At 43.6% G+C, this 14,396-nt stretch carries 14 protein-coding genes; all 14 read right to left on the reverse strand.

Annotation, left to right across the window (positions count from 1 at the left end):
- Positions 1-12: 12 nt before the first annotated feature.
- The 14 genes from AC5FEC_RS08350 to AC5FEC_RS08415 all read right to left on the reverse strand — a co-directional run bounded on the left by AC5FEC_RS08350 (position 13) and on the right by AC5FEC_RS08415 (position 14,349).
- On the reverse strand, positions 13-984 hold the full coding sequence (locus tag AC5FEC_RS08350; protein WP_493661890.1) for a CPBP family intramembrane glutamic endopeptidase: 972 nt from the start codon (positions 982-984) through the stop codon (positions 13-15).
- 19 nt (positions 985-1,003) lie between these two features.
- The gene (locus tag AC5FEC_RS08355; protein ID WP_493661891.1) at positions 1,004-1,627 is read right to left on the reverse strand and encodes a TIGR01906 family membrane protein; all 624 of its coding nucleotides are present in this window, start codon (positions 1,625-1,627) and stop codon (positions 1,004-1,006) included.
- A complete protein-coding gene (locus AC5FEC_RS08360; protein WP_493661892.1) occupies positions 1,620-2,390 on the reverse strand; it encodes a TIGR01457 family HAD-type hydrolase in 771 nt (256 codons plus the stop codon). Before AC5FEC_RS08360 ends, AC5FEC_RS08355 begins: the two co-directional genes overlap by 8 nt.
- Before the next feature lie 11 nt (positions 2,391-2,401).
- Positions 2,402-3,142 (reverse strand): acyl-ACP thioesterase domain-containing protein, encoded by a 741-nt coding sequence (locus tag AC5FEC_RS08365; RefSeq protein ID WP_493661893.1) that lies wholly within the window; start codon positions 3,140-3,142, stop codon positions 2,402-2,404.
- A 3-nt stretch (positions 3,143-3,145) separates the two neighbouring features.
- Entirely contained in the window at positions 3,146-4,276 is a 1,131-nt protein-coding gene (gene hemW, locus AC5FEC_RS08370; protein ID WP_493661894.1) for a radical SAM family heme chaperone HemW, read from the reverse strand.
- A gap of 138 nt (positions 4,277-4,414) precedes the next feature.
- Positions 4,415-5,218, reverse strand: coding sequence for a pyrroline-5-carboxylate reductase (proC, locus tag AC5FEC_RS08375; protein WP_304948077.1), 804 nt, complete (start codon positions 5,216-5,218; stop codon positions 4,415-4,417).
- Positions 5,219-5,220: 2 nt separating this feature from the next.
- Positions 5,221-6,483, reverse strand: coding sequence for a glutamate-5-semialdehyde dehydrogenase (locus tag AC5FEC_RS08380; RefSeq protein WP_493661895.1), 1,263 nt, complete (start codon positions 6,481-6,483; stop codon positions 5,221-5,223).
- A gap of 126 nt (positions 6,484-6,609) precedes the next feature.
- A complete protein-coding gene (gene proB / locus AC5FEC_RS08385; protein ID WP_493661896.1) occupies positions 6,610-7,719 on the reverse strand; it encodes a glutamate 5-kinase in 1,110 nt (369 codons plus the stop codon).
- A gap of 136 nt (positions 7,720-7,855) precedes the next feature.
- Positions 7,856-8,758 (reverse strand): RluA family pseudouridine synthase, encoded by a 903-nt coding sequence (locus AC5FEC_RS08390; protein WP_304948080.1) that lies wholly within the window; start codon positions 8,756-8,758, stop codon positions 7,856-7,858.
- Entirely contained in the window at positions 8,748-9,209 is a 462-nt protein-coding gene (gene lspA / locus AC5FEC_RS08395; protein ID WP_217472782.1) for a signal peptidase II, read from the reverse strand. Before lspA ends, AC5FEC_RS08390 begins: the two co-directional genes overlap by 11 nt.
- A complete protein-coding gene (locus AC5FEC_RS08400; protein ID WP_304948081.1) occupies positions 9,206-10,114 on the reverse strand; it encodes a LysR family transcriptional regulator in 909 nt (302 codons plus the stop codon). The genes lspA and AC5FEC_RS08400 overlap by 4 nt, the downstream gene beginning before the upstream one ends.
- 654 nt (positions 10,115-10,768) lie before the next feature.
- Complete coding sequence (locus AC5FEC_RS08405) at positions 10,769-11,725, reverse strand: ABC transporter permease (protein ID WP_217472780.1); 957 nt, start codon at positions 11,723-11,725, stop codon at positions 10,769-10,771.
- Position 11,726: 1 nt separating this feature from the next.
- Positions 11,727-12,821, reverse strand: a complete 1,095-nt coding sequence (locus tag AC5FEC_RS08410) for an ABC transporter permease (RefSeq protein WP_037617136.1) — start codon at positions 12,819-12,821, stop codon at positions 11,727-11,729.
- Entirely contained in the window at positions 12,814-14,349 is a 1,536-nt protein-coding gene (locus AC5FEC_RS08415) for an ABC transporter ATP-binding protein (protein WP_217472779.1), read from the reverse strand. The genes AC5FEC_RS08410 and AC5FEC_RS08415 overlap by 8 nt, the downstream gene beginning before the upstream one ends.
- Between the last annotated feature and the right edge of the window lie 47 nt (positions 14,350-14,396).

Raw genomic sequence — 14,396 nt, forward strand, 5'->3', positions numbered from 1 at the left:
CTATTTGATTCATTATCTAGAGTTGATATAAATGATGAGGATTGGTAAAACGGCAGAGAGAATACATAAACTTGAAAATACCCAGAACCAGACCGACTTAAAGGCCTGCCTATATGTCCCTGGTTGAGGTCTATTTTCATCGATATAAGCTTTAATCTTTGGCCAATTCAGAATAAGCACAATCAATACTACCGTAGACCCTGTAGCCATCAATAAATAATTGACGATATTAACAATGCTTTCTGGAATATAGTTGGTCAGGAAATCAAGCCCTTCTGCTATTACCAAGTTATTGAAGATATGGAAGAAAATCGCCCAGAAAATAGAATATTCAAAAGCGATATATCCGAAACCCAGACCAATAATGGTGGCAAAATAAAGCTGATATAGATTTTCGTGAAAGAGACCAAAAAGAAGTGCTGTCATGATAACGGCAAATACCTTCCCATCCTTTTCCAAAACTCGCAAGCCTGCTCCTCGGAAAATCATTTCCTCCGTAATCGGCGCCATTATCGTTGAATAGATAAACATGGTGACGCTTCGAGAACTAAAATCCTGTGATATAATCTCAGAAAGATCCAAACCAAAGAGTGATAAAACACTCTCCATGAATTGAGTCGTCAAGGCGCTACATAATTGAGCAAAAAATAGAAAACAAATCATGAAAAAGAAGACTTTGGCAGTCATTTTATTATTTTTCTTGCGCAAATCTTGAGTAAACAACTGCTTGCCTCGGAAAATTGTAAAAACTAAAATACCTAGGCAAGAGGCAATAATATAAGCTCCACCGTCCGACTCCATAAATTTCGTTACAATTTCCTCTGTCTTGGCCAAATCAAAATCCTGTTGCGGGAGGACCAAAAGAATTGAGAGGAAAGTATACATGAAAATAACCACAAGCATCACGATAGAGTAAGTAAAACAGGCTGCTGAAAATCGCCCTAAATCTTTTTTAGGATTTAAAGGTTCAGGTGAAAAAAACATAAAATCTCCTCTGTTATTATTAGAGCCTGTTCTTTCTGCTCAGGAAAAACAATGTCGAAAAGATTCCCTCATAAAGCAAAGCAAAAAGAATAAAGGTGTGCATGAAAAATTCTTCTGGCAGAATCCAGATAACTGGATCCTTGGCTGGGTCAAACATCCAGGTATTGTCTCCAGCAAAGAGAACTTGATGAAAGAGTGTAAAAAAATTGTTAAAACCGATCATAATGGCCAGTCCAGCAAAGACAAGTGGCAAAAGACCAATCACCAGAAAAGCCCGCCTGTAAAGACTCAAAAATCCATTTTTAACCACTTTTTGGATAAAGAGAATCAAAGCCGGCAAAGTCAGTAGGAAAACAGCTTGCGCCAAGTGAAAAAGATACTTGACCGCCTGAAAATGATGCAGCCCTGCTGCTGACGAACGAAAATCCGGCATCGCCAACTTCTGACTAAAAGGATTGGTCAGGTAATTCATCAAAATATTAAAATTATACTGGATGGTCTCAGCTTTCAAATACACCTTATCCGGCAAGGCAAAATAAGAAATCTCCAATGGATAAACCAGCCAAGCCAGATAAATAGTTAGCAAGATTGCTGCTGCCAACAAGCACAAAGCGCTTGCTGAAAATCTCAACTTATCACGCATCAAAGTCCCACTCCGCTAGACCGGACAAGACATGCGTCGGTTGGATAGGCAGATTGGGCACCTCTTCTGGCAGGGTAAAGCCTGTCGTAACCAAGAGGGTCGGAATGCCGTTGTCGATTCCCGCTCGAATATCTGTCAAATAGTTATCGCCCACCATGACCACTTCTTCACGCGCCAGTCCTAAATGCTCTATGGCTTTTTCCATGATGATGGCATTTGGCTTGCCGATAAAGGTTGGCTCAACCCGAGTGGCTGCTTCCAAGAGGGCGTTGATAGCACCCGCTCCTGGCTGCAGACCTCGCTCCGTCGGAATATTGAGATCTGGATTGGTCCCGATAAAGTGAGCACCTTTTTGAATGGCCAGAGTCGCTATTGTCAGCTTCTCATAGTCTACTTCCCAGTCCAGACCCACTACTACATAGTCTGGATTTTCTGTGTCTTCTATATATCCAGCTTCCTCTATGGCATGTTTAAGTCCGACATCTCCGATAACGTAGACTTTCTTGCCCAGTTTTTTCTCCTGCATATAGTCAATGGTAGCTAAAGTAGCTGTGTAAATAGTCTCAAGTGGCGTCTCAATATTGAAATTTTCAGCCAGCATGGTCTTCACTGCTTCTGGCGTGCGAGTAGTGTTATTGGTCACGAAAAGATAGGGAATCTTGCGCTTCTGCAACTCATGCACAAAGGCTTCACCAGCCGGAATCCGGCTCTTGCCCTTATAAATCGTCCCGTCTAAATCAATCAAATATCCTCTATAAGTCATTTCTACTCTTCCTAATTCTCTTGTTTAAACTCTTGCCAGGTCACCAAAGCCTGAGCATTGACTTCGCCGTCACTGGAAATTTGGTGATTGCTCTGCAGGCCTTCTAGATCATAGCTAGAAGTAATCATTCCGCCTGGTCGGACTTCCTTGACATACTTGAGATGGACTTTCTTAGGAATGTGCTGGGTGAGGAAGTCTGCCCCCATGACCTCAAAGATCCAGTCCAGATACTTGCTATTGTTGACATGTCCGTTCATATCCAAGTCGTAAAAGCGTACATGGTAGTCCTTGCTAACAGGATTTTCCAAGTCTGGATACTTAGGACCACGCAACAATTTCTTAGAAAACTCTGATTGGTAAGGAGCAACAATTTCAGGTTCAACTGCGTGAACCTTGCGGCTATCTCGATCCATAAGAACAAAGGTTGCCATCATCTGAATAATGGCCTGACCTGCCTCATCAAAAATCGTGAAGCTCCGGTAGCAAAAGAGCCGATTGTAGGTCAAAGCTTCTGTCTCAATGGTAATCTCCTCTGCAAATCGTGGCAGTCGTGTCACATCAATATCATAGTCCGTGATAATCCAGACTAGGTTATGCTGCTCCAGCATGTCCTTGTCACTGACGCCAAGCTCAATCGACTGCATCCCCGATACCTGTAAGGACAGCAAAATGACATCTGGAAGCTTGATATGGCCATTCATATCTGCCATATCAAAAGGAATTTTCATTTTCATTTGATAAGTTAAGCCCATGATTTACTCCAATATAAATTTCTCAGCAACCGTATCGCCCAAAAAGAGGCCTTGTTTGGTCATGCGCACGATATCTCTGTCTGGCACTAGCAAGCCCTGCTCAGTCAGATCAGACACAACAGCTCCGTACTGGTCTTCAAAGGAGACACCAAATTTTTCCTCGAAACGTTTTTTGGAAACACCAGATTTCTTCCGAAGACCCAGAAACATCTCTTCTTCCATCTTTTCGTTCAGCGTCAGCACTTCTTCCTGTACTCGCGCATGGCCCGCTTCCACCGCCTGCAGATAATGACGAATTGGTCCGTGGTTTTTATAGCGAACACCATCGACATAGCCAGACGCTCCCGCTCCAATACCATAATATTCCGCATTGTCCCAGTACATGATATTGTGGCGGCTCTCAAAGCCTGGCTTGGAAAAGTTTGAAATCTCATAATGCTCGAAGCCGGCCTTTTCCAACTCAGCTATAATGTAGTCAAACATCTCCGCTTCCAAGTCTTCCTTGGGCAGAGGCAACTTCCCTCGCCGCATCCGATTCATAAATACTGTGTGATTTTCCAAAATCAAACTGTAAAGACTCATGTGTGGAATGTCCAATGCAATGGCCTTGGCCACATTGGTTTTCACATCTTCCATGGTCTGCTTGGGCAGGGCATAAATCAAGTCAATTGAGATATTATCAAAACCTGCTTTTTTGAGATTTGTAATATTCTCATAGATGTCTTTTTCCAGGTGACTGCGGCCAATTTGCTTAAGCATGCGGTCATTGAAAGTCTGTACACCCAGCGAAACCCGATTGACAGGCGAGTCTTTAAGTACAGCAATCTTCTCCTGATCCAAATCCCCAGGATTGGCTTCAATGGTCAGCTCTTCTAGATAAGATAAATCTAGCTTATCCGTCAGCTTTTCCAGTAAAAAGGCTAACTGAGGGGCAGATAGAGCCGTCGGAGTCCCACCACCGATATAGAGGGTACGGAGCTTTTTGATGTCGTAAGAATCATACTCCTCAATCAAATGCTCCAGATAAGAATCTACTGGCTGATTTTTGATAAAAACCTTGGAAAAATCGCAGTAATAACAAATCTGAGTACAAAAAGGAATATGGATATAGGCAGAAGTTGGTTTAGTTTGCATAGTACTTATTATACCACAGTTTTAAAGAGAGGACTTATTTGATTATCAAACAAAGAAAAAAAGAGTGAGCCTGCAAAGACAAAAATTGTCCTCGCATGTCACACCTTTTCCTATAATCTAAAAAATTAAAGATTTAAATCATTTCTTCCCCAACTCCTGCGTCCTCTTATAGGCAGCTTGAACGGCTTCCATGACCGTTCCTCGAAAGGCATTTTCTTCCAGACTGGCTACCCCAGCGATGGTCGAACCGGCCGGACTGCAGACCTGATCTTTGAGCAGAGCAGGATGTTGCCCACTGACCTGACTTAGCTTAGCAGCACCCAAGAGGGTCTGATTGGCTAGCTGCAGGGATATATCGCGACTGAGTCCTGCTCGGACACCTGCATCCGCTAAAGCCTCTATAAAGAGATAGACGAAAGCTGGTCCACAGCCAGCAAGAGCTGTCGCCGCATCCAACTGCCTTTCCTCTAGTTTGACCAAAAGACCAGCCGAAGACAGAAGTTCCCACAACAAGTCTTCATCCGCTTGATTCGCCTGCTGGGATAAGGCAAAGCTAATAACGCCCTCACCTACGACTACTGGAGTATTAGGCATTATCCGAATCCAACGATGGTGGCTAGGTGTTAATCTTTCCAATATTTCCAAAGGCAGACCTGCAGCCATCGAAACCAGCAGAAGAGAATTCCGTTTTTCTAGAATTTCCTGATACTTAGCCAGCAAGTCAGCAAATTGAGCTGGTTTGATACCTAGAAAAATCACCTCTGCCTGAGAAAAAACTTCTGCATTACTGACCGGCTGGCCACCAACTTCCGCAGCAATCTTTTCAGCCTTGTCACGACTGCGATTAGCCAGGAGTAATTCGCTTCTAAATCTTCCATCTTGGGCAACTAGGCGAGCGAGACTGCCGCCCATATTTCCCAGACCGATAAATCCAATTTTCATCTTTATTTCCTCACTTGACCAGTCCCTTGGATGACGTATTTATAGCTGGTCAATTCTTTCAGTCCCATAGGACCTCTGGCGTGCAATTTCTGAGTGGAAATCCCCATTTCGCAACCAAGACCAAATTGACCGCCGTCTGTAAAGCGGGTTGAGGCATTGACATAAACTGCTGCGCTATCCACCTGCTCTGTGAAGTAAGCTGCCGCTGAATCATTCTCCGTCACAATGGCATCCGAGTGATGGGTGCTGTGAGCTTCAATATGCTCCACCGCTTCTTCCAGCGAGGAAACCAACTTGACCGCTAAGATATAGTCCAAGAATTCGGTGTCAAAATCTTCTGGTCTAGCTTGCGAGCCCGAGATATAATGACCTGCATTCTCATCCAAACGTAATTCAACAGGGTTTTCTTGCGCAGCCTCACGATCTGTCACCAGCATCTTCTGCAAACGTGGCAAAAAGTCAGCTGCAATCTCTTCGTGAACCAGTAGTACCTCCATGGCATTGCAGACAGAAGGGCGACTGGTCTTGGCATTCTCAATAATCGCCAAAGCCTTATCTTGATCAGCATCCTTATCTACATAGACATGGACAATTCCAGTACCTGTCTCAATAACCGGCACAGTCGCATTCTCCACGACCGCCTGAATCAGTCCCGCACCACCACGAGGAATGAGCAAATCCAGATAGCCCTTGGCTTTCATCATATCCTGAGCTGAAGCCCGACTAGTATCAGAAACCAACTGGATACAATCCGGCGAAATCTTGGTCTGAGTCAAACCTTTTTTCAAAGCTGTGACAATAGCTAGTGCAGTCTGATAGGCATCCTTACCGCTTCTGAGGACGACTGCGCTACCACTCTTTAGCGCTAAAGCCGCAGCGTCAGAGGTTACATTGGGCCGGCTTTCATAGATAATACCAATCACCCCCATGGCAACTCGCTTTTTGCTGATGATAAGCCCATTCTCAAGCTGGGTTGTTTCCAAGACTTGGCCTACAGGATCTTCCAAGCCAATCAGCTGACGAATACCTTCTGCCATGGCAGCAATGCGATCCTCATTCAGATAGAGGCGGTCCAGCATCACATCTGAAATCCTACCTTTAGCTGCGGTCATATCTGCTGCATTGGCTGCTAAAATGTCTGCACGAGAAAGCCAGAGCTGCTTTGCCATTTCTTCCAAAGCATGGTTTTTCTCAGCAGTTGTGGCTGTGTTTACCGTCTTCTTAACCTTCTGAACCTTTTCAAAAATCGCTTGTGTTGAGGTCATAATGACTCCTTTCATAAAATACAAAGGCTGTTTCAATAGTTCAAGGAACTGTTGAAAATTGCGAATAAAGAAAGCGAAGCTTTCTTTCACTAAACATTTTCTTTAGATCGTGTTCAGCTTTGTCTTCTAAAATTCTGAGAACAGCTCAGCCAACTCCGGCGTCAGAGAGATCCAGTCATCCCGATGAATGACGACACCTTTAGGTTTATTTGACTTGAGCATATCTTTAAGAGCTGACTTGCCAAAACGCACGCGCCCTTTACCAAGAATAGCTCTGCTGCCTTCTTCATAAACTGTCACCGTATCCTGATAGGCAAAGCTACCCGATACTAAGACAAGACCAGATACCAACAAACTTTTTCCCTTATTTCTGAGAGCATCAGCTGCTCCTTGGTCTACATAGATTTCCCCTTGACTTTTAGCGTAGAAAGCCAGCCATTGCTTCTGCGTTTTTAGCCCCTTTTCCTGTGCCAAAAAGAGACTACCATCCTTGGTTTCCTCCGCAGCTTCCAGCAGAGCATCCGTCTTGAGCGAGGAGCAGATATAGACTGGAACTCCAGACATGGTCGCCATCGTTGCAGCCTTAATCTTTGTCAGCATGCCACCAGTTCCATTGCTCGTTCCTGCACCACCCGCCATATCAATCAGCTCAGAGGTAATATTCTCAATCTTGTCAATCCTACGGGCATCTGGATTCGTGCTAGGGTTAGCTGTATAAAGTCCATCGACATCTGTCAAGAGCACCAAAAGGTCTGCCTGAACCATGGCTGCCACCTGTGCACTCAGTGTATCATTATCCCCGACCTTGAGCTCCTCGATAGCCACCGTATCATTTTCGTTGATGATGGGAATGGCTCCACGATTCAGCAAGACAGACAAGGCCTGATGGGCGTTCTTGTAACGCCGCTTGTCTGCAAAATCATCCTGTGTCAGAAGAATCTGTGCAGAAATGATTTGCTTCAAAAGGAGATTGGTTGTATACTCCTCCAAGAGTAAACCTTGTCCAACCGCTGCTGAAGCCTGTTTATCAGCCACCTTAGTCGGCCGCTTTTTAAAGCCTAGAGAAGAAAAGCCTGCTGCAATAGCTCCTGATGAGACCAAGATTAACTCATGCCCTGCCTCGTGCAAGAGAGCCAGTTGCCGAGTGATTTCCTTTACCTTGGCGCGTGACAGACTGCCATCTTCGTTTGTTAATGACGACGTACCCACCTTAAATACAATTCGCTTTGCTTTCATTGCCTCTTCCTTCCCTGTTAGATTGTATTATTATACCACGAAATAGATTAAAAATACAGAAGATAAAAAACGGCTCTTTCGAGCCCTTGTGATCTATATCATTACTAAATTATTTGAAAAGAGTGCCTCTGCTAATTCAGCAAATCTGCCGCCTCAGCTTTGCTAAAGTTTCTTGAAAAATAGCTGGCACTTCAGCTGTAAATTCCAGCACTTCGCCAGTCCGCGGATGGGTGAAGCCCAGTGTTCGCGCGTGCAAAAATTGACCATGGCCTTTCAGGGTCTTACGAGGTCCATAAACCTCATCTCCAGCGACTGGATGGCCGATATAAGCCATATGAACACGGATTTGATGCGTCCGCCCCGTCTCCAGCTGGAGTTCAACCAAGGTATAGTCCCCAAAACGTTCCAAGACTTGGAAACGTGTCAGAGCGGGTTTCCCCTTGGCTGTAACCGCCTGTTTCTTGCGGTCTTTTTCACTACGGCCAATCGGCGCCTCAATCACTCCGCGATCATTAGGCAGATTTCCATGCACAATAGCCCAGTATTTACGGAGGGATTTCTTATCCTTGAGCTCGTCTGCAAGTGCTAGATGCGCTTGGTCATTCTTGGCAATCATTAAAAGTCCAGAAGTATCCTTATCAATGCGATGAACAATCCCCGGACGCAGCACACCATTGATGCCAGAAAGGTCCTTGATGTGGTACATGAGAGCATTGACCAGAGTACCACTGGTATGCCCAGCTGACGGGTGAACCACCATGCCTTGTGGCTTGTTGACGACGGCTACATCCTCATCCTGATAGACGATTTCTAGCGGAAGAGCCTCTGCTACATACTCTACCTCTTCTAGCTCTGGCACTTCATAGCTGATGACATCACCTTCTTTGACAGCATACTTGGCTTTTTTGGCTTGTCCATTGACCAAAATCTGGCCATTTTTAATCTGCTCATTGGCCAAACTACGTGATAACTCAGTGAAATCTGCCACCGCCTTATCCAACCGTAGACCAGCAGTTGCTGCATCAATTTTAAATTCCATCTTTTTCTTCCTTCAAAATTACCAGTAATAAAATCGCTACTCCAACAGTCAGGTACATATCCGCTACGTTAAAAATAGCAAAATTGACAAAATCCAACTGGAACATATCCACTACAAATCCCTGTTGAATCCGATCAATAAAGTTTCCTACTCCACCAGCTATAATCAGGATCAGCCCAGACAGCATCCACTTGGACGCTTGAATATTCTTAATCAAATACCAAATAGCCGCTCCAATCACGATACAAGTGATCAAGGCGAAAAACCACTGCTGATTTTCCATTATAGAAAAGGCGGCACCGGTATTTTGCAGGTAGGTCAAACTGACAAGTTTAGGAATAAACTTCCTGACCTGGCCTAAGGAAAAATTGGAGACGATATAATACTTGACCGCCTGATCAAGGACAATCAAGAGAATAACTAAAAAAGGAATGGCAATCTTTCGTTTCATACTTCTCTTTTCTGTGCAAAATAATCTTTCATAACAGCTACAAAAGCCTCACCGACTGGGCTTAGCTCCACTTCTTCTCGCTTGACATAGACCATGCGATTGTCTAGATCATCTTTCAGTTTAATGACAGTGATCCCATTTACACTATCGCTGTCCAAGAAACCGGAACCTGTTGCATAAGCATCCGTTCGCTCCAAAATCCCATTTAGCGTAGCCCGATCCGTCACATTAAACATCTGTGAACTGTCGCTGGTATCAACAAAGTTCTCCGAATAGTAGAGATATTCATCTTTTTCCTGAGTGAAGCGAACCGTCGGCAAATCTGCCAAGTCTTCCATGACCAGCTCCTCTTTTTGAGTCAAAGGATGATCTTCCCGCAAGTAAATGTGGGTCTGGAAAGGAATCAGCTCAATGACCTCCAAGCCTAGCTTTTCTATCCGCTGCATGATGCCCTTGCTATTGTGATTGTTAAGATAAATAATCCCAATCTCGCTGTGGCCTTGGGCTACCTCGTCCAAGATCTGTACGGTCGTAGACTCGAAAATCCGAAAATTCTTGTAGTCAGGATAGTTCTGAGAAAACTCCGTAATCAAAGGCGGCAAAAAGTCATAGTGTTGACTGGCAATGGAAAATTCATCCTTTTCCTCTTCGGGATTGGCATATTGATTTTGGAAAACATCGAAGCCTTTGACCAATTCCTGAGCTCTCTCGTAAAATTCCATGCCACGCCGAGTCAGAAAGGTCCCGCTACTAGTTCGGCGGAAAATCTTAAATCCCAGCTCCTTTTCCAAATCTCGCACTGCGATAGATAGGCTGGGTTGACTGACATACATCTTTTCTGCTGCTTCGCGAAAGGTTCCACTGTTGGCAATGGCCACCACATAACGCAATTGTTGAATATTCATTGTTAAAACCTTCTTTACATATCTTTTAATTATATCACAAGTTCATTCAAATAAACAAATTCTTGATACATCCACACGATGAAAAGATAGTTTTCAGATAACAGTCTCAGCTTTGAAAATGATGTCTCTTAATTCATGGTTAATACCATTAATTTTGCAGACTGATAAAAGTCTAAGGGATAGTTAAAAAATCAAACACAAGTTAGCAGAGATTTTTCTTTGATTTTCTCCGTCTGTATAACAGGAGCTGAACACTGGGGGAGCATAGAAGACTTCTGTCTGATATTTGAATACGTTGAATCAGTTTAGCTTAGCTGCCTTAAAAAAGTTAGATCTTTAGGAAAAGATTGGTCTGTAGCGAAAAATATCATTTGATCATGATTTATGAAATATATAAAACTGTTTGATGTAACAAATAGGGATTCACAAATTTATCCAGAAGAAACTCTCATGCATTTGTTCTGGAAATCCACTTTAACGAATGGATAAAAAAATCCATTATTCTTAACATGAGAATAATGGATTTTAATAGGTATTTGTCCCCAAAAACATTATTTTGGGCTAATTAATAAGTTTATTTCATCATCATTCACATTGAAACTTGGTAATCTTTTCGTCATGCCTCATCCAAGCGACAGATTTCTCTTTTGATGATTACTTAGACTTGATATAGTTGATACCATCTGCTTTCGGAGCAACAGCTTTACCAAAGAAGGCTGCCAGGACAACAATTGTCAAAACATAAGGCGCAATCTGCAGATAAACTGTCGGTACCTTTGAAAGGAGAGGCAACTGATTTCCGATAACCGCCAAACTTTGGGAAGCTCCAAAGAAGAGACTAGCCAACATAGCACCGATAGGACTCCACTTACCAAAAATCATGGCTGCCAAGGCGATAAAGCCTGGTCCTACAATGGTTGTTACAGCAAAGTTAACAGAGATAGACTGAGCATAAATAGCTCCACCAATACCGCCGAGCAAACCAGAAATCATGACACCGCAATAGCGCATGAGGTAAACATTGATTCCAAGTGTATCTGCTGCCTGCGGATGCTCTCCTACTGAGCGAAGACGAAGTCCAAATTTTGTCTTAAACATGATAAACCAAGCGAAGAAAGAGAAGGCAACGGCCAAATATCCCATCAAACTTGTGTGTTTGAAGAAAATTTCTCCTATGACTGGAATATCAGACAAAATAGGAAAATCAAATTTACCAAATGAACGCTGAATATTGTCTGTTTGTCCCTTGTTATAGATAGCTTTTACAAGAAAGACTGCCAAGGCTGGTGCTAGCAAATTTAGAACCGTACCACTGACAACGTGGTCTGCGCGGAAGTTAATGGTTGCTACAGCATGGATAAGAGAGAAGAGCACTCCGACCAAACCAGCAGCAAACAAAGAAAGCCACGGAGTTAAGCTACCAAAGCTACTTTCGAAAGTCAGGTTAAAGAGAACACCTGTAAATGCTCCCATTACCATGATACCTTCCAAGCCGACGTTGACGACTCCAGCATGCTCTGAATAAGCTCCACCGATACTTGTAAAAATCAAGGGAGCCGCATAAATCAGCATAGACGATACCAATAAACCTAATATCGTTACAATACTCATCCTAGTTTCCTCCCTTCACTTTGTCAGCTTCTTGCTTATTATTTTTAAACAATTCAAAGATTGTCTTACCAGTCAAACGCTCAATCAGGTAATGGGCGCTGACAAAGAAGATGATAGAAGCTGTTACAATATTGACCAATTCTGTCGGAATCTGAGCCACGTTCATACCTGGCGCACCGACACTCAAAACCGCAAAGAGGAAGGCTGCAAAAAGGATACCAATTGGAGAGTTGGTCGCCAAAAGACTTACCGCCATACCATTGAATCCGACACTCAGAGAACCACCTTGTACAAAGACGTTCTGATAAGTACCCAATCCTTCTACGACTCCTCCAAGTCCTGCAAGAGCGCCAGAAATAATCATGGACAAGATAATGGTCCGTTTAGAAGACATCCCTGCATACTCAGATGCATTTGGGTTAAGACCTACAGCACGGATTTCAAAACCAAGCGTTGTTTTCTTAAGCATATACCAAATCAGCACGACTGCAATCAAGGCAAAGAAAATACCGATGTTCATCCGAGAATTAGCAGTCAGACTTCTTAGCCACTCTGTCTGATAAATGGCATTAGCACCGACACGTTTACTAGAGTCAACACTCTGCATCACAGATTTTGGAAAACTATGGATAAAAGCATTTCCGACGAAGAGAACGATATAGTTCATCATAATCGTTACAATAACTTCACTCGTTCCCAAATAAGCACGAAGAATCCCTGGAATAGCTCCCACAATACCGCCAGACACTGCTGCAATGACTACAGTTGCCAATAACATCAGCGGACGAGGCAAATCAGGGAAGGAAAGGGCAAACCAACCAGCCATAATCCATCCGGCCAAGGCTTGTCCTGGAAGTCCGACGTTGAAGAATCCAGCACGACTAGCTACGGCAAAGCCCAAACCAATGAGAATCAGAGGTCCCATCGCACGAGAAATCTCACCTAAACTTCTTAAAGAGCCAAAAGCTGTTTTAAAGAGGGATTCATATCCCCAGATAGCATCATAGCCAAAGATAGCCATGACAATCGCTCCCAATAAAATCCCTAGAATAACAGAGATTAAGGGAACCGCGATCTGCTGTGTTTTCTTAGACATTTGAATCTCCCTTCTGGATCTTACCGCCGGCCATGAGAATACCAAGCTCTTGCTTATTGGTCTCCTCAGGAGTCACAATCCCTTGAATCTTACCATCGTGGATAACCGCAATTCTGTCAGAAACATTAAGGATTTCATCTAACTCAAAGCTAACAACAAGGACAGCCTTACCTCGACTGCGTTCTTCAATCAAGCGTTTATGGATGTACTCAATTGCTCCGACATCAAGTCCACGAGTTGGCTGGCTGACAATCAGTAAATCTGGATCACGGTCTACTTCCCGAGCGATGATAGCCTTCTGTTGGTTCCCTCCTGAAAGGGCTGAAGCAGGTACATATTCGCTAGCCGCCCGCACGTCAAACTCTTTCATCAGCTTACGCGCATAAGAGTAAATATTATTGTAGTTCAAGATGCCGTTTTTACTGAGCGGTTCCTTGTAATAGGTCTGTAGAGCAATATTTTCAGAAATAGACATAGCCAACACCAAACCATCACGATGGCGGTCTTCAGGTACGTGGCTAACCTTCATTTCGGTAATCTGCCGTGGTCTCTTACCGACGACAGACTGGTTCTTGATTAAGATATCACCCGAACTTGTTTTTCTGAGCCCTGTAATAGCCTGAATCAACTCGGTCTGACCATTTCCGTCAATTCCTGCAATCCCAACGATTTCACCTGCACGAACATCCAGAGAAAGTCCTTTAACAGCTGGAACACCACGATTTTCTTCAACAACAAGATTCTTGATTGAAAGGACCGTTTCTTGTGGATTAGAAGGCTCTTTCTCAGTCTTAAAGGAAACGGAACGTCCTACCATCATTTCAGCCAAATCTTGGTTAGTAGCACCAGCGATTTCAACTGTTTCAATGGATTTTCCTCGACGAATAACAGTCACTCGGTCAGAAACTGCACGAATTTCATCCAACTTATGGGTAATAAGAATGATGGATTTTCCTTCTTTGACCAAGTTCTTCATGATTTTCATCAATTCATCAATCTCAGCTGGCGTCAAAACGGCTGTCGGTTCGTCAAAGATCAGAATATCTGCCCCACGGTAAAGGGTCTTCAAAATTTCAACACGTTGTTGGGCTCCAACAGAAATATCCTCAATCTTGGCAGAAGGATCGACCGACAAACCATATTTCTTAGACAAACGATTAATTTCTTGCGTAGCGCGTTTCAAGTCTAAGATACCATTTTTTGTAAGCTCACTTCCGAGAATGATATTTTCAGCAACAGTGAAGGCTTCCACAAGCATAAAGTGCTGATGCACCATTCCGATACCAAGTGAGGCTGCCTTTGACGGGGAGTCCAGCTTAACTGGCTTTCCATTGACTACAATCTCACCACTAGTCGGCTCAAGCAGGCCGGCCAACATATTCATCAAGGTTGACTTCCCGGCACCATTTTCTCCTAAAAGGGCGTGAATCTCACCCTTTCGGAGTTGCAAATTGATTTTATCATTGGCTACAAATTCACCGAAAATTTTGGTAATTTCTCGCATTTCAATGACATTTTCATGTGTCATGGCTCTTTCCTTTCCAGAATTTCATTTTATGTCGATCAAACCTCGTC

The organism is Streptococcus sp. STC1396, from assembly GCF_058933875.1.